At 69.4% G+C, this 21316-nt stretch carries 20 protein-coding genes; 13 read left to right on the top strand and 7 right to left on the bottom strand.

The genetic code is table 11. The features are described 5' to 3' along the window. Positions 1-285: 285 nt before the first annotated feature. Together ACFWIW_RS37430 and ACFWIW_RS37425 are read right to left on the bottom strand one after the other, a co-directional pair. A complete protein-coding gene (locus tag ACFWIW_RS37430; RefSeq protein ID WP_125732377.1) occupies positions 286-738 on the bottom strand; it encodes a flavodoxin family protein in 453 nt (150 codons plus the stop codon). Position 739: 1 nt separating this feature from the next. Then, a complete protein-coding gene (locus ACFWIW_RS37425) occupies positions 740-2377 on the bottom strand; it encodes a phospho-sugar mutase (RefSeq protein WP_378372814.1) in 1638 nt (545 codons plus the stop codon). A gap of 29 nt (positions 2378-2406) precedes the next feature. Here ACFWIW_RS37425 and ACFWIW_RS37420 point away from each other — a divergent pair, with 29 nt between their 5' ends. After that, positions 2407-3564 carry a glycosyltransferase gene (locus tag ACFWIW_RS37420; protein ID WP_378372813.1) on the top strand — a complete coding sequence of 386 codons (1158 nt, stop codon included), beginning with the start codon at positions 2407-2409 and terminating at the stop codon, positions 3562-3564. Positions 3565-3623: 59 nt separating this feature from the next. On the opposite strand, the gene ACFWIW_RS37415 is transcribed toward ACFWIW_RS37420, so the two are convergent. From ACFWIW_RS37415 to ACFWIW_RS37405, 3 genes are read right to left on the bottom strand one after another with little or no spacing between them, the layout of a single operon-like run. Further along, complete coding sequence (locus tag ACFWIW_RS37415) at positions 3624-4409, bottom strand: purine-nucleoside phosphorylase (protein ID WP_378372812.1); 786 nt, start codon at positions 4407-4409, stop codon at positions 3624-3626. Continuing rightward, the gene (locus ACFWIW_RS37410; protein ID WP_378372811.1) at positions 4402-4833 is read right to left on the bottom strand and encodes an ABA4-like family protein; all 432 of its coding nucleotides are present in this window, start codon (positions 4831-4833) and stop codon (positions 4402-4404) included. Before ACFWIW_RS37410 ends, ACFWIW_RS37415 begins: the two co-directional genes overlap by 8 nt. Then, a complete protein-coding gene (locus ACFWIW_RS37405) occupies positions 4830-5804 on the bottom strand; it encodes a hypothetical protein (protein ID WP_378372810.1) in 975 nt (324 codons plus the stop codon). Before ACFWIW_RS37405 ends, ACFWIW_RS37410 begins: the two co-directional genes overlap by 4 nt. Positions 5805-5878: 74 nt before the next feature. Between ACFWIW_RS37405 and ACFWIW_RS37400 the strand changes: the two genes are divergently transcribed. After that, on the top strand, positions 5879-6601 hold the full coding sequence (locus ACFWIW_RS37400) for a MerR family transcriptional regulator (RefSeq protein WP_378372809.1): 723 nt from the start codon (positions 5879-5881) through the stop codon (positions 6599-6601). Here ACFWIW_RS37400 and ACFWIW_RS37395 read toward each other — a convergent pair. Further along, positions 6545-8311 (bottom strand): serine/threonine-protein kinase, encoded by a 1767-nt coding sequence (locus ACFWIW_RS37395; protein WP_378372808.1) that lies wholly within the window; start codon positions 8309-8311, stop codon positions 6545-6547. The genes ACFWIW_RS37400 and ACFWIW_RS37395 overlap by 57 nt on opposite strands. A 275-nt stretch (positions 8312-8586) precedes the next feature. Here ACFWIW_RS37395 and ACFWIW_RS37390 point away from each other — a divergent pair, with 275 nt between their 5' ends. The 6 genes from ACFWIW_RS37390 (at position 8587) to ACFWIW_RS37365 (ending at position 16602) form a co-directional block, all read left to right on the top strand. Next, on the top strand, positions 8587-10467 hold the full coding sequence (locus ACFWIW_RS37390) for a methylmalonyl-CoA mutase family protein (protein WP_378372807.1): 1881 nt from the start codon (positions 8587-8589) through the stop codon (positions 10465-10467). Then, complete coding sequence (gene scpA / locus ACFWIW_RS37385; RefSeq protein ID WP_378372806.1) at positions 10467-12635, top strand: methylmalonyl-CoA mutase; 2169 nt, start codon at positions 10467-10469, stop codon at positions 12633-12635. Before ACFWIW_RS37390 ends, scpA begins: the two co-directional genes overlap by 1 nt. Positions 12636-12638: 3 nt before the next feature. Continuing rightward, positions 12639-13637, top strand: a complete 999-nt coding sequence (gene meaB, locus ACFWIW_RS37380; protein ID WP_378372805.1) for a methylmalonyl Co-A mutase-associated GTPase MeaB — start codon at positions 12639-12641, stop codon at positions 13635-13637. Between the two features lie 57 nt (positions 13638-13694). Further along, on the top strand, positions 13695-13994 hold the full coding sequence (locus tag ACFWIW_RS37375) for a hypothetical protein (protein WP_378372804.1): 300 nt from the start codon (positions 13695-13697) through the stop codon (positions 13992-13994). A 238-nt stretch (positions 13995-14232) separates the two neighbouring features. Further along, on the top strand, positions 14233-15531 hold the full coding sequence (locus ACFWIW_RS37370; RefSeq protein ID WP_240595655.1) for an amidohydrolase: 1299 nt from the start codon (positions 14233-14235) through the stop codon (positions 15529-15531). 177 nt (positions 15532-15708) lie between these two features. Beyond that, complete coding sequence (locus ACFWIW_RS37365) at positions 15709-16602, top strand: DUF559 domain-containing protein (RefSeq protein ID WP_378372803.1); 894 nt, start codon at positions 15709-15711, stop codon at positions 16600-16602. 84 nt (positions 16603-16686) lie between these two features. Here the strand turns inward: ACFWIW_RS37365 and ACFWIW_RS37360 are convergent, their stop codons facing one another. Then, positions 16687-17139, bottom strand: coding sequence for a gamma-glutamylcyclotransferase (locus tag ACFWIW_RS37360; RefSeq protein ID WP_185927259.1), 453 nt, complete (start codon positions 17137-17139; stop codon positions 16687-16689). A gap of 127 nt (positions 17140-17266) precedes the next feature. On the opposite strand from ACFWIW_RS37360, the gene ACFWIW_RS37355 reads away from it, so the two are divergent. The 5 genes from ACFWIW_RS37355 (at position 17267) to ACFWIW_RS37335 (ending at position 21269) form a co-directional block, all read left to right on the top strand. Further along, positions 17267-18670, top strand: coding sequence for an NAD(P)H-quinone dehydrogenase (locus ACFWIW_RS37355; protein WP_016331316.1), 1404 nt, complete (start codon positions 17267-17269; stop codon positions 18668-18670). Positions 18671-18774: 104 nt separating this feature from the next. Further along, positions 18775-19215 (top strand): hypothetical protein, encoded by a 441-nt coding sequence (locus ACFWIW_RS37350; RefSeq protein WP_378372833.1) that lies wholly within the window; start codon positions 18775-18777, stop codon positions 19213-19215. A gap of 151 nt (positions 19216-19366) precedes the next feature. After that, entirely contained in the window at positions 19367-20020 is a 654-nt protein-coding gene (locus ACFWIW_RS37345) for a class F sortase (protein WP_378372802.1), read from the top strand. A 5-nt stretch (positions 20021-20025) separates the two neighbouring features. Beyond that, complete coding sequence (locus ACFWIW_RS37340) at positions 20026-20571, top strand: hypothetical protein (RefSeq protein ID WP_378372801.1); 546 nt, start codon at positions 20026-20028, stop codon at positions 20569-20571. A gap of 101 nt (positions 20572-20672) precedes the next feature. Next, on the top strand, positions 20673-21269 hold the full coding sequence (locus ACFWIW_RS37335; protein ID WP_378372800.1) for a hypothetical protein: 597 nt from the start codon (positions 20673-20675) through the stop codon (positions 21267-21269). The last annotated feature ends 47 nt before the right edge of the window (positions 21270-21316 follow it).

Genomic DNA, 21316 nt, shown 5'->3' with positions numbered 1-21316 from the left:
CGTGTCCGGTCTCTTACTCCGGAATCCGTGCCCTGGGGGTGCACGGACACCGGAGTGAGAGCCGTTTTTTCCGGTGGGTGCACAAGATCGTGCCGGATGTAGTACGCTGAGGCAGCCAAGGTTGATCGCCATCACGGCGAACCCTTGGCCTAGGCCTGTTGCCGGAGGTCGACCCCCAGGGCTTCCGGTGACAGGCCCCTTACTTTTCTCCAGGCGTTTCGTCCTCTGAATGCGATGGTTCGTGATGTGGACCACCGCATTCAGAGGACGAAACGCGGCCGGGGGTCAGGGCATGAGCGTGGCGGCCAGGGTGCCGCCCAATTCGAAACAGGCCTCGAGATCCGCTTTGCCCGGTTCGCCGGTGACGAGCACCGGTGAGGCCGCGCTTTCCCAGCCGAGGCCGGTCGTGATGGCCTCGATCCCGCGCACGGTGCCGGACGTGTCGTTGTTGCCGTGCACGAAGAACCCGAACGGCCGTCCCCGCGTGGAATCCAGGCACGGGTAGTAGACGGTGTCGAAGAAGTGCTTCAAGGCGCCGGACATGTAGCCGAGATTCGCCGGGGTGCCGAGCAGGTAGCCGTCGGCGTCCAGGACGTCGGGCACGGTCGCGCCCAGCGCCGCCCGGCGCACGACGTCGACGCCCTCGATGTCCGGATGATTCGCGCCGGAGAGCACGGCTTCGAACATCGCCTGTGTCGATGGCGACGGCGTGTGGTGGACGATCAGCAGCTTCGGCACGTCACACCAGCCGGGACCCGATGTCGGTCCGGAGCGCGGCCAGCCGCGCGTCCGCGGCGGCGCGCGCCTCGGCGAGATCGCCGGTGACCGGCTCCTTGATCTGCAGGTACGCCTTCAGTTTCGGCTCGGTCCCGGACGGCCTGATGACGACACGCAGCCCCTCGCCGGTCAGGCGGAGGACGTCGGCGTCGGGCAGGAGGTCCTCCATCGTGACGGCGGTGCCGCCCAGCGACGCCGGGGGAGTGGCGCGCAGGCCCGCCATCAGGCGCTCCCGCACCGACAGATCGGTGACCCGCAGCGAGACCTGATCCGTCACGTGCACCCCGTGCTTCACGGCCAGTTCGTCGAGGACGTCGAGTGGCCCGCGGCCCGCCGCGCGCAGGGAAGCGGCCAGGCCCGCGGCGAGCACGGCGGCGGAGATGCCGTCCTTGTCGCGGACGAAACCGGGATTCACGCAGAGGCCGAGCGCCTCTTCGTAAGCGAACACCAGCCCTTCGCCGGCGCGGACCAGCCACTTGAACCCGGTCAAGGTCTCCGCGTAGCGCGCCCCGAATTCCTTCGCGACTTCGCCGAGCATCGACGACGACACGATGGTCGTGGCCACCAGCGGATCGGTCGAGTCCACTGTGGACAGAACATGCCGGCCGAGCAGGACGCCGGTCTCGTCGCCGCGCAGCATCCGCCACGAACCGTCCCGCTCGCGCACGCCCAGCGCGCAGCGATCGGCGTCCGGGTCGAGCGCGATCGCCAGGTCGGCGCCGACCTCGGACGCCAGTGCCAGCAAGAGATCCGTCGCGCCCGGTTCCTCCGGATTCGGGAAGGAGACCGTCGGGAAGTCCGGATCCGGCGCCGCCTGCTCGGCCACCAGATGGAGGTCGGTGAACCCGGCGCGCTCGAACGCCGCGCGCAGGGTCTCCGCGCCGACACCGTGCAACGCCGTCGCGGCGACCCGAACCCCGCGTTCCGGGCCGCGCGGCAGCAGCGCGACCTTGGCGAGGTACGCGTCGAGGAGTTCATCGCCCAGCACTTCGGCGCCGGGCTCGCGCGGCACGCTGATCGCCGGGGGAGCGGCTTCGATGGCCCGCTCGATCTGGCCGTCCGAAGGCGGGACGATCTGGCCGCCCGTCGCGTCGTAAAGCTTGTACCCGTTGTCGGCCGGGGGATTGTGCGACGCGGTGATCTGGATACCCGCCACCGCGCCGAGTTCCAGCACGGCGAACGCGAGCACCGGCGTCGGCAGCGGGCCGGGCAGCGTCTTCACCGCGAACCCGGCGGCCGTCAGCACCTCGGCGGCGGCCTTGGCGAAGGCCTCCGAACCGTGCCGCGCGTCGCGGCCGACCACCACGACGCCGCCCGAATGTCCTTGTGCGGTCAGCCAGGCCGCGACACCCGCCGTCGTCCGGGTGACGACCGCGACGTTCATCCCGTTGGGGCCCGCGCGCACCGGGCCGCGCAGCCCGGCGGTGCCGAATTCGAGCGGCCCGGCCATCCGGTCCGCGAGTTCGTCCGCCGCACCGGTTTCGCCGCCCATCGCGCGGGCGAGGATGTTCTGCAGCTCGACGCGGGAATCGTCGTCCGGGTCGTCGGCGATCCAGCGGAACGCCCGATCCCGGAGATCCGAGGTCAAGGAAGTCGTCACCGAGTCAGCCTACGGGTACGTTGGAGAGGGTGCGATTGATCTTCACTTCTCTGGTGAGTCATGGTCATCTCTATCCCCTACTACCGCTCGCCGTCGCCGCTCGCGACGCCGGGCACGAGGTCGTGTTCGCCACCGGCGACGACATGCTGACAGTGGTCGAAAAGGCCGGTCTGGCAGTGGAAACGGCCGGATTCGGGATGCGGGAGGCGTTCGAGGCGGTCGCGGGGCCCGACGCTCCCAAACCCAACGCCTCCGATGCCCCGCCCGAATCGTTTCATCCCATTATCGGCGAAGTGTTCGGAAATGTGCTGCCTCGGCGGTTCGTCGCCGATCTCGCCCCGGTGCTGGAGCGCCACCGGCCGGATCTCGTCGTCTACGAGAGCGGCAACGCCGGCGGTGCCATCGCCGCCCATCTCGCCGGGATTCCCGCGATCGGGCACGGTTTCGGCCGGTTCTCGCCGGATGACGTCTTGGACGTCATTTACGGCCGTGTCGCCGAATTCGCCGCGGAAGTCGGTTTCGACGGCGTGAATCCGCCGTCCTTCGGCGATCCCGTCGTCGACATCTGCCCGGAATCGGTGCAATCGCCGGAATTCCTGGCCGAAGCGAACCGGATCCCGCTGCGCCCGGTCGGCTGGGCCGAACCGGGAGACCTCCCGGCGGGTGTGGCCGGCCGCGACAAGAGCCGTCCGCTCGTCTATCTCACCCTCGGGACCGCGTTCGGTGACGAGGGCGTGCTGAAACGGGCCATCAGTGGTCTCGCGCGGCTCGACGCGGACGTCATCGTCGCGGCGGGTCCCTCGGTGGATGCGGCGGGACTCGGCGACGTTCCGGGCAACGTCCGCGTCGAGCTGTGGGTGCCGCAGGTCGAGCTCCTGCCGCATGTCGACCTCGTTGTCCACCACGGCGGCAGCGGGACGACGCTGGGTGCCTTCGGCGCCGGGCTGCCGCAGCTGGTGCTGCCGCAGGGGGCGGATCAGTTCACGAACGCCGAGGCCGTCGTCGCGGCGGGAGTGGGTGTGCAGCTGATCGGTGCCGAAGCCGTCGAGGACGTCATTTTCGAGCAGGCGCGAAAGCTGCTCGTCGACGAGACCGTCCACGGTGCGGCGCGCCGGCTCGCCGAGGAGGTCGCCGCGATGCCTTCGCCCGCGGAGGTCGCTCAGCGGCTTCCCGAATTCGCCGGCTGACAAGCGCGTGAAGGCCCCCTTCCATCAGCCGAGGGAAGGGGGCCTTCACGCGCAAAGCGTCAGGCGCGGGAGACGAGTTCCTTGAGCAGGGTGCCCATGCGGGTGGCGGACTGACGGCCCGCCTCCAGGACCTCTTCGTGGTTCAGCGGTTCACCGGTCATCCCGGCCGCCAGGTTGGTCACCAGCGAAAGCCCGAACACCTCGACCCCGGCGGCGCGGGCGGCGATGGCCTCCAGCACCGTCGACATGCCGACGAGGTCGGCGCCGAGCGTCCGCAGCATGCGGATCTCCGCGGGCGTCTCGAAATGCGGGCCGGTGAGCCCCGCGTAGACGCCCTCCTCCAACGAAGGGTCGATTTCGCGCGCGATGTCGCGCAGCCGCTTCGAGTAGAGATCGGTCAGGTCGACGAAGTTCGCGCCGACGATCGGCGAGCGCGCGGTGAGGTTCAGGTGGTCGGAGATCAGCACCGGCTGCCCGACGCGGAAGCCCTCACGCAGGCCGCCCGCGGCGTTGGTCAGCAGCACCGTCCCGGCGCCCGCCGCCGCGGCGGTGCGCACGTTGTGCACCACCGGGTCGATACCCTTGCCCTCGTAGAAATGCGTGCGGCCCAGCAGGATCAGCGCGCGCTTGTCTCCGACGCGGACCGACCGGACGGTTCCCCCGTGCCCGACCGCGCCCGGCGCGGCGAATCCGGGCAGTTCGCCCAGCGGGATCTCCGCCTCGGGCTCCCCGATGACGTCCGCCGCCGGGCGCCAGCCCGAACCGAGCACGACGGCGATGTCGTGCTTCTCGACGCCGGTGCGTTCGGCGATGGCGGCGGCCGCCGCGACCTCGTTCTCACTCATGCGACGAGCGTATCCGGACGGTTCGCGCGAGCAGGAACGCCACCAGCCCGAACGGGGACAGGAAGATCGTGAGCGCCAGGATCGGGCCGGTCACCAGCGGGTGGATCCGGTGCTCGCGGGATTCGAGGTACATCCAGCGCGCGATGAACAGGTCGAAGGCGATCAGATGCGCCCAGATCGTGGCCGCCCCGTACGGCGAGCCGGTGAACGCGCCGAGCACGCCGAGGTCCGGCCTGCTGACGGCCGTCCAGAGTTCGCCGAAATGCGCGATGGCGAGCACGAAATACGGGATCAGCGGCAGCAGCGGCGTCCAGGGCGAGGCCATGATCCGGCGGGTCCACGACCAGCCGGGCAGGAAGATCATCAGCAGCCAGAACGGTGTCGCCAGCGGGAAGGTCCAGGTGAACAGGGTCTCGACGCTCATCGCAGCGAGGCCTCCGGCTCCCTGTCCTTCGCGGGCCGCCCGATCGCGATTAGCCCGCTAAAGGCGACGCCCGCGATCAGGAGGGCGAAGGCGGTGAGGGTCTGGCTGTCGGGCGCGACGATCGACTGGCCGCGCAGTGCCTGCCAGGTGAGCAACGCGAGCAGGCCCGCGTAACCGACGCCGGCGATCACCACGAGCCGCAGCCGGAGGACGTCGTCGCGAAGCCTTGGGTAGCGCGCGGCCAGGACGCCGAGGGCGAGCGCGAGCAGCGGGAGCGCCTGGAGTCCGTGCAGGCCGAGGAAATGCGGGATCCGCAGGTCGCCGCCGACCGTGCTCCAGCCGAGGATCGGCAGGCCTGGGCCACCGTCGGGGAGGCCGACGGTATGCGCGCCGATCATCGCGGACTGGCCGGTCGCGTCGAGCAGGGCCTGCTGGTCCGGGGTGGGGCCGCTCATCAGTGTCGCCAGCGAGATCCCGATCATGCCGAGGATCGCGCCGATCCTGGCCGCCCACGCCGTCGCGCGGTCGGGGAGCCGGGTGAACATGACCGCGATCGTCAGCACGAGGTTGACCACCCAGAGCACGGCGATCATCCCGCCCATGACCTGGAAGATCGTGTTGTCGAGCGGTGTCGCGTTGTTGAAGTGGCTCGCGCGGACGCGGGCGGCCTGGAAGATCACGAGCGCGTATTCGGCCGCGAAGATCACGACGAGCGCGTTCGCCAGCCAGCCCGCGGTCCGCCGGAACCTGGGCAGCAGGGAGACGAGCCAGCTCCAGGTGAAGAAGTACAGCACGGCGGAGACGGCGAATTTGAACGGTTTCGCCCAGAGCGGCGCGCCGTTCAGCGTCCGCTGGTCGATCAGCATCGCCAGGACGCACAGCACGGTGATCACGGCGAAGGCCTGGGCGAGGCGATACGAACCTCGGTGCCAGGTGCGGGTTCTCTCCCGGAGATCGGTCAAGATGGTCATGGTCCCTCCCAGAATGGATAGTCAAGCTCTCCGTTATGGGAAGCTAAACTATCCATCCTGAGAAGTCTTCAGGGATGTCCCTGGAACCGTCCCCGAGATCGGAGAGCGCACGCGTGCGGATGGCCGAACTGAGCGAAAAAGCCGGGATCCCGGTCGCCACGATCAAGTACTACCTGCGGGAAGGACTGCTCCCGCCGGGCGAGCGGACCAGTCCCAACCAGGCGAAGTACGACGACGGGCATGTGCAGCGGATCAAGCTGATCAGGGCGCTGATGGACGTCGGCGGCCTTTCGCTCGCCACGGTCGGCGAGGTGCTCGCCGCGGTCGACGCCGGGGAGGCCAGCCCCCACCACGTCCTCGGTATCGCCCAGCAGGGCATCACGGCCTCGAAACGGGTCGTCGACGACGAAGCCCGCGAATGGGCGCTCGCCACGGTCCGTGACCTCGCCGGCCGCCGTGGCTGGCCCTGCAAGGATGAGGACGACCTGGTCATCCAGGCCCTGGTCGGCGTCCTGTGCACGATCCGCGAGGTCGGGCACGGCTGGTACCTGGAGAAACTCGACGCCTACGCGGAGATCGCCGACCGGACCGCGGACCTGGACCTCGAAGGCATCGCCGGGATCGAGTCGCTGGAGCAGATGATCGAGATCGCCGTCGTGGAGACGGTGCTGGGCGACAGGCTGCTCTCGGTGTTGCGGAGACTGGCGCAGCAGCGTGCCTCGAAGGCGTACTTCGCCGGGCTAGCCGTCGACGATGAACGAAAGCGCGACCGGCTCGAAGATCCCGGTCTTCGCTGAGTTCTCCTGCTCGATCGTCGAAGTCACCGACAGGATCCACAGATCGGTGCCGCCGCCGAAGAGGTCCATGTACGTCGTCCGCGTGATGCTCTCGTTCACGGAGTCCCGGTTCCCGGTGGCGCGTTCCGTCGTCCGGTACGTGTACCGCTGGCTGTCTTCGCCCCGGCCGGGCACGGCGGTGGGCGCGCCGATCGGGGAGATCTCCGGATGCTGGCTCTTCAGCCAGCTGAAGTAGGCGGGCGGGCGGCTGTCGGCGAGGAAACCGGTCAGCCGCTCGACCCGGATGGTCTGGCGGCCGTCGGGTGAGACGTACTGGACCACCGTGCTCGGCACACCCCTGGTGACGTGCGGGGCGACGAACTTCTGCCAGCCCTCCGGGACACCGAGGCTGAACCGGCCGCCCTTGAGGCCGTTCACCGTGCTGGCGTCACCCTGCTGCGTGATCAGTTTCGGCGGCGGCTGGGTGACGATCGTGTCGCCTTGCTGCAGCTTCTCCGGTGGCCGCAGATCCTGCCCGCCGACGGCCCTGGCCAGCACGAACCCGCCGCCCGCGGCCAGCAGGAAGAGGACGACCGACGCGAGCGCCAGCACCACGGTGCCCACCGTCGACCGGCCGGGCCGCCGAGGCGGCGGTGGCGTGACGGTCGGCATCGGCGCGAGTTCGACGGGAGGCGACGGCGCGGGCTGGTTCAGGAACGGCAGCGGGCCGGGGTCGGCGGCGAGTGCGGAACTCGTGCCCTCGCCCGGCTTCTCCGGCGCGACCGGCTTGATCACCTGGGTGTCGGTGGCGTCCAGATGCGCGGTGGTCTTCTTGCCGTCGGGCGTGTGGAACAGCTCGGCCGGGAAGAGGTCGATGAGCGTCTTGGCCTGCAACGGGTACAGGCGGCGCCGCACCTCGCGCAGGGTGATCCGCTTCGACGGCTCCTTCTTCATGAGCGCGCCGATCACGTCGGCCAGCGGACCGGGGCCGGGTTTCGGCACCTTCCCGTTGACGACCTTGCCGACCGTTTCGAGCGGGTCGCCGTCGGCGTCGTACGGCGGCGAGCCCTCGATGGCGGCGAACAGCGTCGCGCCGAGACCCCACAGATCGGCGGCGGGGACGACGGCGCCGCCGGAAGCGACTTCGGGCGCGATGTAGGCGGGCGAGCCCAGCATCATCCCGGTGCGGGTCATGGTGGCTTCGGAGACGTTGCGCGCGATGCCGAAGTCCGTGAGCTTGATCCGGCCGTCGCCCGCGACGAGGACGTTCCCCGGTTTGACGTCACGGTGGGTGATCCCGGCGGCGTGCGCGGCTTCGAGCGCGGACGCCACCGCGATGCCGACCGCCGCGGCCTGCTCGACCGTCAGCGGCCCGTGGTCGCGCAGGATATGCGCGAGGCTGCGCGACGGCAGCAGCTCCATCACCACGAACGGTTCGTCGTTCTCGCGGGCGACGTCGTGCAGGATGATCACGTTCGGGTGGCTCAGGACGGCGATCGCGCGGGCTTCGCGCAGTGTCCGCTCGCGCAGTTCGTCGGCCTGCGACGCCGGGACGCCGGGCGGGAGGCGGACCTCTTTGACCGCGACGGGGCGGTGCAGGAACTCGTCGTAGGCCGACCAGACCGTGCCCATCGACCCTGATCCGATGACCGAGCGCAACCGATATCGCCCCGCGACCACACGCTTCTCGTCGCCGGGACTCTCGCTGGGCTCGGTGGTGTCGGACGGCACGGCCCAATTGTGTCGTATGCCCGCGTGGCGGACCCATGCGCCGTGCCCTGTCGGAGTGAACGGGCCACGCGTGACTCGGGCGGAAGCCCGGCGGCGATCGTGTCGTCCATCCCGTCACGCGTGTCGTCCCTCTGATCACGCGTGCCGTCCGGCCAAGCACGCGAAATCGCCGATCACGAACAGCGGGCCACCTCCCCGGCGCGCCCCCTAATCACCCCCTAGGCGCGACTAGCGTCACAGGTGGCACCACTTGTGGCCCGTTAGCATCGATGGCTATGACGGAAGTGGCCGAGACGGAGTCAGTGCCGACCCCAGGCGAGCCCGACGCGCCCGAGGAGTTGAAGCTCGCGGCGGAGTTCCCGGAAGCGAGCCGGGAACAGTGGCGGGAGCTGGTCGCCGGCGTGCTGCGCAAGAGCGGCGCCATCGACGAGTCCTTCGATGGCCTGCCCGAAAGCAAGCTGGTCACGCGGACGTATGACGGCTTGGAGATCCAGCCGCTCTACACCGCCGAAGACACGGTCGAGGGGACAGGTTTCCCCGGTCTTCCGCCGTTCGTACGAAGCGCCCGGCCCGAGGGAGCGGTGACGACCGGCTGGGACATCCGTGCCCGGTACGCGCGCCGCGACGCCAAGGCCACGAACGCCGCGATCCTCGCCGACCTCGAAGGCGGTGTCAGCTCGATCTGGCTGCGCGCCGGCGCGACCGGTGTTCCCGTCGCCGCTCTGGGCGACGCGCTGAACGAGGTGTACGTCGACCTCGCACCCGTCACCCTCGACGCGGGTGAAGAGTACGAAGCCGCTGCGAACGAGTTGTTCGCGCTCTTCGCCGAGCGCGAGATCCCGGCTAGCGCGGTCACCGCGACGCTCGGCGCCGACCCGATCGGGTCGACCGCGCGCACCGGTTCGGCCCATCCGCTCGCCCCCGCCGCGGAATTGGCCGCGCGCGTCGCCACCAGCCACCCGAAGGTGCGGACGATCGTCGCCGACGGCCTCCCGTTCCACGAGGCGGGTGGCTCGGACGCGCAGGAGCTCGGCGCGACCATCGCCGCGGGCGTCGCGTATCTGCGGGCGCTCACCGAAGCGGGGCTCGATGTCGACACCGCCGCCGGGCAGATCGAATTCCGGCTCGCCGCCACGGCGGACCAGTTCCTCACGATCGCCAAATTCCGCGCCGCGCGGCGGCTGTGGGCCCGGGTCACCGAAGTCGCCGGGGTCTCAGCCGGCAAGGGCGCCGGTATGCGGCAACACGCGGTCACCTCGCCCGCGATGCTGACCCAGCGCGACCCGTGGGTGAACATGCTGCGGACCACCCTCGCCTGTTTCGGTGCCGGGGTCGGCGGCGCGGACGCGATCACCGTGCTCCCGTTCGACGCCGCGATCGGCCAGCCGGACGCGTTCTCCGCGCGGATCGCGCGCAATACGCACGCCGTCCTGTTGGAGGAGGCCAAACTGGCCGGTGTCATCGACCCGGCGGGCGGCTCCTGGTACGTCGAGAACCTCACCGACGAGCTGGCCAAGGCCGCGTGGCGCGAGTTCACCGCCATCGAGGCGGCGGGCGGGATCGAAGCAAAACTGGCGTCCGGCGCGCTCGCCGCACGGCTCGCCGAGACCTGGGAGAAGCGGTCGAAGCGGATCGGGACCCGTCGCGATCCGATCACCGGCGTCAGCGAATTCCCCAATCTGACGGAGAAAACGGTCGTCCGCGACCCGCTCGGCGAGCTGCCGGGCGGCGGCCTGCCGCGCCACCGGTACGCCGAGGCCTTCGAGGCGCTGCGAGACCGGGCGGACGCGCATCCCAGCCGTCCGCGCGTCTTCCTCGCCACGCTCGGCCCCGTCGCGGCGCACACCGCGCGGGCGAGTTTCGCGGCGAACCTGTTCCAGGCGGGCGGGATCGAGGCGGTGAACCCCGGTGCGCCCGAAGATGTCATCGCGGAATTCCGGGCCAGCGGAACGAAGATCGCCTGTCTCTGCGGAAGCAACACTTCCTACGCCGAAGAAGCCGACAGCGTCGCCAAGGCGTTGAAGGAAGCGGGCGCCACGTCGGTGCTGCTCGCCGGGAAACCCGGCGACCACCCGGACGTCACGGGCTACCTCTTCACGGGCTGCGACGCCCTGGAAATCCTGACCGGCACGTTGAACGAGCTCGGAGTGCAGTGATGACCATCCCGAACTTCGCCGGAATCGACCTCGGTTCTCCCGAACCGGCTGACCGTCCTCAGTGGACCGACGCACTGCACGCCGCCACCGGCAAGGGGCCCGACGCGCTCGCGTGGGAGACGCCGGAGGGAATCGGCGTCAAGCCGGTGTACACGGCCGACGATCTGTCCGGAGTGGACTTCCTCGGCACGTATCCCGGTGTCGCGCCGTATCTGCGCGGCCCGTACCCGACGATGTACGTCAACCAGCCGTGGACCATCCGCCAGTACGCGGGTTTCTCCACCGCCGAGGAGTCGAACGCCTTCTACCGCCGCAACCTCGCCGCCGGGCAGAAGGGTCTCTCGGTCGCCTTCGACCTCGCGACGCACCGCGGCTACGACTCCGACCACCCGCGTGTCGCCGGTGACGTCGGCATGGCGGGCGTCGCGATCGACTCGATCTACGACATGCGCCAGCTCTTCGACGGCATCCCGCTCGACAAGATGAGCGTTTCGATGACCATGAACGGCGCCGTCCTGCCGGTGCTCGCGCTGTACGTCGTCGCGGCCGAGGAGCAGGGTGTCACGCCGGACAAACTGGCCGGGACCATCCAGAACGACATCCTCAAGGAGTTCATGGTCCGCAACACCTACATCTACCCGCCGCAGCCGTCGATGCGGATCATTTCGGACATCTTCTCGTTCACCTCGCGGAACATGCCGAAGTACAACTCGATCTCCATCTCCGGCTACCACATGCAGGAAGCCGGGGCGACCGCCGATCTGGAGCTGGCGTACACGCTCGCCGACGGCGTCGAGTACATCCGCGCCGGGGTCGAAGCCGGGTTGGACGTCGACAAGTTCGCGCCCCGCCTGTCCTTCTTCTGGGCGATCGGGATGAACTTCTTCATGGAGGTCGCGAAGCTCCGCGCGGCGCGCCTCCTGTGGGCCAAGCTGGTGAAGGGCTTCGAGCCCAAGAGTTCCAAGTCGTTGAGCCTGCGGACGCATTCGCAGACGTCGGGCTGGTCGCTGACCGCGCAGGACGTCTACAACAACGTCGTCCGCACCTGCGTCGAGGCGATGGCGGCGACCCAGGGGCACACGCAGTCGTTGCACACCAACGCCCTCGACGAGGCGCTCGCGCTGCCGACCGACTTCTCCGCCCGTATCGCGCGGAACACGCAGTTGTTGCTGCAGCAGGAATCCGGCACCACCCGCGTCATCGATCCGTGGGGTGGCAGCGCGTTCGTCGAGAAGCTCACGTACGACCTCGCGCGCAAGGCCTGGGGTCACATCACCGAGGTCGAGCAGGCGGGCGGGATGGCGAAGGCGATCGACGCCGGCATCCCCAAGCTGCGCATCGAAGAGGCCGCGGCGCGGACGCAGGCGCGGATCGACTCCGGCCGCCAGCCGGTGATCGGCGTCAACAAGTACCAGGTCACCGACGACGAGCAGATCGACGTGCTCAAAGTGGACAACGCCGGTGTGCGCGCGCAGCAGCTGGAGAAACTGCGGCGGCTGCGCGAAGAACGCGACGAGGACGCCACACAGGACGCGCTGCGACGGCTCACCGCGGGCGCCGAGTCCGACGGGAACCTGCTCGCGCTGGCCATCGACGCCGCGAGGGCGAAGGCCACCGTCGGCGAGATCTCCGACTCGCTGGAGAAGATCTGGGGGCGCCACTCCGGCCAGATTCGTACGATCTCCGGTGTGTACCGCGAGGAGGTCGGCAAGACCGAGAACGTCGAGCAGGCGCGCGAGCTGGTCGAGAAGTTCGCCGAGGAGGAAGGCCGCCGTCCCCGGATCCTGGTCGCGAAAATGGGCCAGGACGGCCACGACCGCGGCCAGAAGGTGATCGCGACCGGTTTCGCCGACATCGGTTTCGACGTCGACGTCGGCCCGCTGTTCTCCACTCCCGGCGAGGTCGCGCGGCAGGCGATCGAGGCGGACGTGCACGTGATCGGCGTTTCGTCGCTGGCCGCCGGGCACCTCTCGCTGGTTCCCGCGCTGCGCGCCGAACTCGCCGAGCAGGGCCGCGAGGACATCATCGTCGTGGTCGGCGGCGTCATCCCGCCGCAGGATTACGAGGAGCTGCGCGCGGCGGGCGCGGCGGCGATCTTCGGCCCCGGCACGGTGATCGCCGAAGCCGCGATCGACCTCATCGGACAGCTGACCGCCCAGGAGTCCTGAACCTTGCCGCGCAAGATCGACGTCGGGGCGCTGGCCAAAGGCGTCCTCGCGGGTGACCGCGGCCTGCTGTCGCGGGCGATCACGCTCGTCGAGTCCAACCGGGACGATCACCGGGCACAGGCGCAGGAACTGCTCGTCGAGCTGCTCCCGCACGCGGGCGGCGCGCGGCGCGTCGGCATCACCGGCGTCCCCGGTGTCGGCAAATCGACCTTCATCGACCAGCTCGGCACGGATCTGACCGGGGCCGGGCACAAGGTCGCCGTGCTGGCCGTCGACCCGTCGTCGACGCGGACCGGTGGCTCGATCCTGGGCGACAAGACCCGGATGGCCCGTCTCGCGGTGGACCCGAAGGCGTTCATCCGCCCTTCGCCGACTTCGGGCACGCTCGGCGGTGTCGCGCGCGCGACCCGCGAGACGATCGTGCTGATGGAAGCGGCCGGGTACGACATCGTGCTGGTCGAGACCGTCGGCGTCGGGCAGTCCGAGGTGACCGTGGCGAACATGGTCGACTGCTTCCTGTTCCTGACCCTGGCCCGCACCGGAGACCAGCTGCAGGGGATCAAGAAGGGCGTTCTCGAACTCGCGGACGTCATCGCGGTCAACAAGGCCGACGGCGACCACGAACGCGACGCGAAACGCGCGGCCCGCGAACTGGCCGGCGCGCTGCGGATGATCTACGGCCGGGACGCCGAGTGGACGCCTCCGGTGCTGACGTGCAGCGCGCTCACCGACGTCGGGCTCGACGAGGTCTGGGCCGAAATCGGCCGTCATCGCGAAGTTCTGACCGCTTCGGGTGAACTGGACGAACGGCGACGGCGGCAGCAGGTGGAGTGGACCTGGTCGATGGTCCGTGAACAGCTGCTCGGACGGCTCGCCGCGCATCCGGAGGTGCGGGTGGTCGTTCCGGACGTCGAACGGGCGGTCCGGGACGGTGAGCTGACGCCGACGCTGGCCGCGCAACGGATTCTGGAGGCGTTCTCCGGTCCTCCGCGTGGCGGCTGACGCGGGAACCCGGCAGAGTGCAGAATCGGGTTCGCGCCACGCCGTCGAAAGGGAGTCATGCCGAAAAGGTCTCGTCTCGGGCAGCTTGCCGGACTCGTCGCCGCCGGGCTGGTCGTCTGCGCGCCCGCCGCGCAGGCCGTGGAGATCCAGGCGCCCGCGCCGGTGATCATGCAGGCAGGGGCGGTGCACGAAGTGCTCGAGCAGGCGCCTCCGGGGCCGGTGCTCGACCCCGCCGAGACCGACAAGGCCAACAGCCAGGAGACCAAGAAGAAGGTCATCGCGGGTATCGCCGCGGCCATCCTGCTCGGCTTGGTGATCCTCGGCCGTCGCTCCCGTTCCAAGAAGAAGAAGTCCTGAACCGCTGCCCGTAAGTAGAAGGACTCTCCGCTTAGCCCGGGCCGAACTCTCGCAGCCGTTCATCGCAGATCCACTACCGGCCATCTCCGGCTCGATCACTCGACGAGCGGCTTGTCATCTGCATGGTGCACGATCTATCGCAAATGCGTATCACAGATCGAACGGCACCCAGCGTGCCTTCAGCGACCACTCGTACGGTGGTAGACGAAGGCGACTGTGTTGCGGGAGGAGGTGCGGCGTGACGGTGCTCGATTCACGTCCGGACATTCCAGGCGACCCCGAGGGTCGCGTCGTTGCCCCGATAGAGGCGCCCACCGCGCTGATCTCCGAGGCCGGCGTCAGCATGGCACCTGTGCATGATCTGGGTGCCGGGCGTGGCCCCTTCTGGCTCGACGACTGGCTCCGCGCGAACGCCACCGACGTCGTCGCGTGGCGACGTCGCATCCACGCGCACCCGGAGCTCTCCCGCCACGAGTTCGCCACGACCGAAATGGTCATGTCCCTGCTCCGCTCGGTGGGGCTCAAGCCATGGGTGCTGCCCTCGGGCACCGGCGTGGTCTGCGACATCGGCAGCGGCGACCGCTGCGTCGCGCTGCGCGCCGACATGGACGCCCTGCCGCTGACCGAGGCCACCGGGCTCCCGTACGCCTCCAAGACCGAGGGCGCCGCGCATATGTGCGGGCACGACGCGCATACCGCGATCCTCCTTGGCGCCGCCCGGGCGCTGGCGGGCGCGCCGGAGCTGCCGGGCCGTGTCCGGCTGATCTTCCAGCCCGCCGAAGAGGTCATGCCCGGCGGCGCGCTGGACATGATCGCCGCCGGCGCGATGGAAGGCGTCGAGCGGATCTACGGCCTGCACTGCGACCCGCGGCTCGAGGTCGGCAAGGTCGGGCTGCGCGTCGGCGCGCTGACCTCCGCCGCCGACCTCATCGAGCTGCGGCTCACCTCGCCGGGAGGGCACACCTCGCGGCCGCATCTGACCGCGGACCTGGTGCACGCGCTCGGCACCGTGATCACGTCGCTGCCCGCGGTCCTTTCGCGGCGTGTCGACCCGCGATCCGGGACCGTGCTGGTCTGGGGCGCGGTGCACGCCGGGCAGGCCGCCAACGCCGTCCCGCAGGACGGGGTGCTCCGCGGCACGTTGCGGACCGCGGACCACGAGGTCTGGACGATGCTGGAGCCGCTCGTCGCGGCTTCGGTGGAGTCGCTGCTCGCGCCGACCGGGGTCGGGTTCTCCCTCGACTACCGCCGCGGTGTGCCGCCGGTCGTCTCCGACCCGGAGTCGCACGCTTTGATGCGTGCCGGCGTCGAGGCCGCGCTGGGCGAGACCGCCGTGGCCGGAACCGAGCAGTCGTCCGGCGGAGAAGACTTCGGTTGGTACCTGGAGCACGTCCAGGGCGCCTTCGCTCGCCTCGGCGTCTGGTCCGGTGAAGGCCCGATGGCCGACATCCACCGCCCGACCTTCACCCTCGACGAGCGTTCGCTGCTGTGCGGGGTCCGCACGCTGGTCCACACCGCCCTGGCCACCCTGGCCTGACGTCCACTCACTCACGCGTGTCGTCCGTCTGATCACGCGTGTCGTCCACCTGGTCACAGGTGTTCGCCACAACCGGTGTCGAACACCTGTCCACAGGTTGTCCACAGATGTGGAGTTATCCACAGATGTGGATGAGTGGCCTTTCCGGGACCGCGAAACCCGACGATCCTCCAAGGCATGATCGATTGGGGAGGACGGCATGGGGCGGTCTCGCGTAGTGAGGCCGACAAGGTTCTGGGGCGTCGGCTGGTCCTCGAAGGATTGGCCACCGGCGTCCTCGTTCAACCGTGGCGGGGTGTGGTCATCCATGCTTCGGATTCGCTCAAACTGGCGACCCGGGCTCAGGCCGCCTTGCTCGTGGTCGGACAACCCGCTGCGCTGTCGGGAGCCACAGCCCTTGCGCTACATGGGATTTCGGCGGTGGACGACACTGCGGTCCACGTGACGGTGCCCCACTCGCGGCGGATCAAGTCGAAGTCCGGGCTGACCGTCCATCAGGCCGACTTCAGGGCCTCGGATGTCGTCGAACTCGACGGGCTCGCCATGTTCTCCTTGGATCTGGCGCTGGCCGATTTCCTCTGCGAGGGGAACAAGCGAACCGCGTTCGCCGCACTGGACGAGGCGATGCACGGCCTCCTGCCGGACCATGTCCGCACTCTGCGTGCGAACGTCCGGGACAGGCTCGTGGGCCGACGTGACCGACGAGGTATCCACAGGGCGGTCATGTTGCTCGACCTGGCGACCGGCAAGGCGGATTCCCCACCGGAAAGCATCCTCCGGTTGATCGTCGTCGAGGCGGGGTTCCCGATCCCGGAGACGCAGTACGAGGTCACCACGATCGACGGACGCAAACTGTATGTCCTCGACATGGCGTGGCCTGCTCGGCGCATCGCTCTGGAATACGACGGCTTCGCTTCCCATGAAGAGCGTCGAGACCACGACTCAGAGCGAGACGCTCGGATGGCCGGTCGGGGGTGGATCACGATCCGGGCGTCGGCGGAGGACTTGCATGATCCCCGGCGTGTCCTGTCCGAGCTGACTAGGGCGTTCGAAAGGCGCGCGGTCGCGTGATTGGGCGGGCGACACGCGTGATCAGATGGACGACACGCGTGATCGGACGGACGACACGCGTGATCAGATGGACGACACGCGTGATCAGCCGGAGATGCCCTGGCAGGGGCGGGTGCGGAGCGCGTCGACGTAGTCGGCGGGGGCGCCGGCGGCCTCGGCCGCGTCGGCCAGCACGCCGAGGTAGCGCGCGGACGGGAGGCCGCCCTCATAGGCGTCCAGGACGTACAGCCAGGCCAGCACCGAGCCGTCCATGGTCTGCACGCGGAGCCGGATCTTGGAGTGGATGCCCAGTTCGCCGCCTTCCCAGCGGTCGAGATTGGGCTCGTCCAGGGAGGTGACGTCGTACAACACCACGAAGACCCGGGAGCCCGGGTCTTCGACGATGGTCGCCAGCGCGCCTTCCCAGCCGAGGTCCTCGCCGCCGAAGGTCAGCCTCCAGCCCTCCAGCCAGCCGGTGCCGGCCATGGGCGAGTGCGGAGCACGCTCCAGCATCTGGGAGGGCTCCATATTGGATCCATACGCGGCATACAACGGCACGGCCACAGCCTAGCGACCTACCGGTCACCCGGCTGGACGCACATGCCGTGTCCGGCCACTCAATCCGCCCAACGGTCGCCCGCGTACGGTAAACGCAGTCACAGACACCGCTGCGAGGAGGAGACCAGTGACCAAGATCGTGATCATGGGCGGAGGCCCCGCCGGTTACGAAGCGGCACTGGTCGCGGCCCAGCACGGAGCCGACGTCACCATCGTCGAACGGGACGGCCTCGGCGGCGCGTGCGTGCTCTACGACTGCGTCCCGTCGAAGACGTTCATCGCCTCCTCCGGCGCGCTCGCGAACATGCACGACCTCCGCGAGCTCGGCATCAACACCGACATGGCCGACACCAGCGTCGACCTGCCGACCGTCCACGGCCGGGTGAAGGGCCTCGCGCTCGCGCAGTCCGCCGACATCCGTGCCCGCGTCCAGCGCGAGGGCGTCCGTGTCGTCATCGGCCAGGCCCGCTTCGACGACGAAGAGGCCGGGCTCGCCACGCACAAGGTCGCCGTCACCGCCCCCGACGGCTCGACCGAGGTGCTCGACGCCGACGTCGTCCTCATCTCGACCGGCGCCACGCCGCGGGTGCTGCCCGGCGCGGTGCCGGACGGCGAGCGCATCCTCGACTGGCGTCAGCTCTACGACCTGCGTGAGCTGCCCGAGCACCTGGCCGTCATCGGTTCGGGTGTCACCGGTGCCGAGTTCGCCTCGGCCTACACCGAGATGGGTGTCAAGGTCACCGTCGTGTCCAGCCGCGACCGCGTGCTCCCGCACGAGGACGCCGACGCCGCCGCCGTGCTCGAAGAGGTCTTCTCCCAGCGCGGCACCACCGTCGTCAAGCAGGCCCGCGCCGACAAGGTCGAGCGCACCGAAAAGGGCGTCGAGATCCACCTCTCCGACGGCCGCGTGATCGAAGCCAGCCACGCGCTGATGACCGTCGGTTCGGTGCCCAACACCACCGACATCGGCCTGGAGAAGGTCGGCATCGAGCCCGGCCCCGGTGGCTTCATCGGCGTCGACCGCGTTTCCCGCACCAGTGCGCCCGGTATCTACGCCGCCGGCGACTGCACCGGGGTGCTCATGCTCGCCTCCGTGGCCAGCATGCAGGGCCGTATCGCGATGTGGCACGCGCTCGGCGAGGGTGTCGCGCCGATCAAGCTCAAGACCGTCGCCGCCAACGTGTTCACGCACCCCGAGATCGCGACCGTCGGCATCAGCCAGCAGGCGATCGACTCGGGTGAGGTGCCCGCCCGCACCATCATGCTCCCGCTCGCGACGAACGCCCGCGCGAAGATGGAAGGCCTGCGACGCGGTTTCGTGAAGCTGTTCTGCCGCCCCGCCACCGGCGTGGTCGTCGGTGGGGTGGTCGTGGCGCCGACGGCGAGCGAACTCATCCTTCCCATCGCGCTCGCCGTCCAGAACCAGCTCACAGTGGAACACCTGGCACTGACATTTTCGGTGTACCCGTCGCTGTCGGGGTCGATCACCGAGGCGGGCCGCCAGCTGATGCGGCACGACGACTTGGACTGATCTTCGTCGGCCGAGCAACCTTCGCGGGGGTGCCCGCGTCTAGCGCGTGTCGGTGTTTCGTTGACAGCTAGGGGTTTTTGGTGATTCGCAGGGTGTTCGCCGGAGTGGTGGCGATCGGTGCGGCGGTGCTGGCGGGGACGGCGACCGGTTTCGCTCAGCAGCCCCAGCCGGACCCCGGTGTCACCGTGCAGCTCAACGACGACACGGCCTACGAACTCGGGCTCGTCAACAAGTACGTGCACGGCGACGCCAACGTGGCGCTGGCGCGGTGCCCCGGCGGAGACGGCATGAAGGCGCCGACGTCGACGACGTTCTCTTCGCCGGTGCTGACCATCGGGAAGTACGACTACGGCCCGCTCATCGGGGTCCCGGCGAATGTCAGCGCCGACGTCGAACTCAAGCAGGGCACGGCGCCTGGAAGCTACCCGCTGACCGTCAACTGCAACGGAAAGTCTTATACGGCGACGTTTTCCGTTCCACCTCGGCAGGTGAGCGCGGTGCCCGCCGGTGGCGCCCACGCCGGAGACGGCAGCATGGCGTCCTGATTTTCTTCCTCTCGCACCGGCGATCGCGATCGTTTCGTGACCCTGGCGGGCAACCGTCCGGCCGTGTGCGGCGTTTGGCAGACGTGGGGTGAACGACGAGCCGGTCCCGGTCTGGGGGCCGGGGCCGGTTCGTCGCGCCCGGGAGGTGGACATGAGAGCGAACTGGTTGCGGGGACGACGGGCGCCGCTGGTGCTCGCGGCCGTCCTGCTGGCCGTCTTGGCGACGCTGGCGATCGTGCTGTCCGGCCCGGGGGAGACCGGACAGGCCGCGCCTCCGGCGAGCGCGGAGCGGACAGAGGAGCCGGTGGCGCCGGGCGGTGAGCCGGAGGCCGAACCCGTCGGCGGGATGCCGAAAGCCGATCCGGTGTCGATCGACGTGCCCAAGATCGAGGCGAAATCCAGCCTGATCCCGCTCGGGCTCAACGCGGACAACACCATCGAGGTACCGCCGGTGACCCAGCCGTTGCAGGCGGGCTGGTACGTGAACGGTCCGACCCCGGGGGAGGTCGGGCCGTCGGTGATCCTCGGGCACGTGGACGGGAACAAGCAGAAGGGCATCTTCTTCCGGCTGAAGGAACTGGCGCCCGGCGACAAGGTCTCGGTCGCCCGCAAGGACGGCACGACGGCCGAGTTCGCGGTCACGAAGGTCGAGAGGGTGGCGAAGGACAAGTTTCCCACCGACGCCGTCTACGGCGACACCGCCGAACCGGAACTGAGGCTCATCACCTGCGGCGGGGTCTTCGACAAGGCGTCGCGCAACTATCTCGACAACATCATCGTTTTCGCCCGGTTGATCGCGAGGTGAGTTCCATGATCAGGTCCGCCTTGGTGCTGGCGTGCGGGGTCGCGCTGGTCGCCCCGGCCGTCGCGTACGCGCAGGACGCCCCGCCCACGAACCCGAAGGCGGATCCGTACCCGTTCCTCGGGCTCTCGCCCCGGCAGTCGGCGGCGGGGGAGGAGATCCTGGTCTCGGTCGGGTGCCCGGTCGGCGAACTCGGTGAGGTGAAGTCGAAGGTGCTCGACCATATCGGCGAATTCACGGTGACCAACGAGGTTCCGGTGATCCAGGGCGCCGTCGCGCATATCGACGCCGCGGCGCGGCCCGCCTTCTACACGATCACGGCGATCTGCAAGACCACGACGATCACGGCGAACCTCCAGGTCGTGCCGGGCAAGACGCCGACCTCGCCGAGTAAGCCGCCGGCGCCGAAGCCGCCTGTACCGAGGCCGACTGCGCTGCCGAAGCCTTCTTCGCCAACGAAACCGGCTTCGGGCCGTCAGGTTTCGAAAATCCCGGTGGGGGCGCCTCAGACCGGCGGCGGGGGCGCTTTTCTCGTGAGTGGTAAGGACGGTTAGAACCGTCCTTACCACTCACGAGTATTTCGTCGCCGAGGGCAACCGATTCCCTTTCCCGACGGTGTTCTCAGTGCGAGGGCTCGCATTGAGGGAGAAAGATCATGGGAATGAAGGGAATCGTCGCGAGCGCCGGTCTGCTCGCGATGACGGCGGGAGTGCTCCTCGCTCCTCAGGCGTCGGCCACCGCGCCGCCGCCGAAACTTTCGGTCAGCCCGGCGAAGGTCGCGCCGGGGCAGGCATTGGACTTCACCGCCAGTTGCCACGGCACGCGCTCCGCCGTGACATCGCCGGGCCTGACCGGTCCGGTCACGCTCCAGGCCCGCGCGGGTTCGGGCGACCAAATGCCGTACGCCGGGCAAGGGAAGGCCGCGGGGAAAACCGGCAAGTTCAAGGCGAGTTTCCGCTGCGACGGCGGGCCGAACCTGCCCGCCGCCAGTGGGACGGCGACCGTCGAGTTCGAGATCGTCTGCCCGCCGCCGACGACCACGCCCACCAAACCGCCGTCGAGCAGCAAGCCCCCGTCCAGCAGTCAGCCGCCTTCGAGCAGCGAACCGCCTTCGAGCAGCGTGCCGTCGTCGAGCTCGGCACGGGTCGCCCCGGCCGCGTTGACGAAGCCGTGCGGCACGCCGGGCAAGACGCCGCAGGTGAAGGTCAAGCCTTCCGGTGCTCCGCAGACCGGCGGCGGCGCTTTCGGCTAGAGTCCCAAGGCGCGTGAAGGCCCCCTTCCCTCGGCTCAGTCGAGGGA

The sequence above is a fragment of the Amycolatopsis sp. NPDC058340 genome (assembly GCF_042723975.1).
Classification (GTDB): Bacteria; Actinomycetota; Actinomycetes; order Mycobacteriales; family Pseudonocardiaceae; genus Amycolatopsis.
This window is presented reverse-complemented; position numbering and strand designations above follow the sequence as displayed.

Excerpts from the sequence above, each read along its gene's own strand:
- ACFWIW_RS37415 (WP_378372812.1), bottom strand. The coding sequence starts at position 4,409 with ATGAGTGAGAACGAGGTCGCGGCGGCCGCCGCCATCGCCGAACGCACC.
- ACFWIW_RS37410 (WP_378372811.1), bottom strand. The coding sequence starts at position 4,833 with ATGAGCGTCGAGACCCTGTTCACCTGGACCTTCCCGCTGGCGACACCG.
- ACFWIW_RS37405 (WP_378372810.1), bottom strand. The coding sequence starts at position 5,804 with ATGACCATCTTGACCGATCTCCGGGAGAGAACCCGCACCTGGCACCGA.
- ACFWIW_RS37400 (WP_378372809.1), top strand. The coding sequence starts at position 5,879 with ATGTCCCTGGAACCGTCCCCGAGATCGGAGAGCGCACGCGTGCGGATG.
- ACFWIW_RS37390 (WP_378372807.1), top strand. The coding sequence starts at position 8,587 with ATGACGGAAGTGGCCGAGACGGAGTCAGTGCCGACCCCAGGCGAGCCC.
- scpA (WP_378372806.1), top strand. The coding sequence starts at position 10,467 with ATGACCATCCCGAACTTCGCCGGAATCGACCTCGGTTCTCCCGAACCG.
- ACFWIW_RS37375 (WP_378372804.1), top strand. The coding sequence starts at position 13,695 with ATGCCGAAAAGGTCTCGTCTCGGGCAGCTTGCCGGACTCGTCGCCGCC.
- ACFWIW_RS37365 (WP_378372803.1), top strand. The coding sequence starts at position 15,709 with ATGATCGATTGGGGAGGACGGCATGGGGCGGTCTCGCGTAGTGAGGCC.
- ACFWIW_RS37345 (WP_378372802.1), top strand. The coding sequence starts at position 19,367 with ATGAGAGCGAACTGGTTGCGGGGACGACGGGCGCCGCTGGTGCTCGCG.
- ACFWIW_RS37340 (WP_378372801.1), top strand. The coding sequence starts at position 20,026 with ATGATCAGGTCCGCCTTGGTGCTGGCGTGCGGGGTCGCGCTGGTCGCC.
- ACFWIW_RS37335 (WP_378372800.1), top strand. The coding sequence starts at position 20,673 with ATGGGAATGAAGGGAATCGTCGCGAGCGCCGGTCTGCTCGCGATGACG.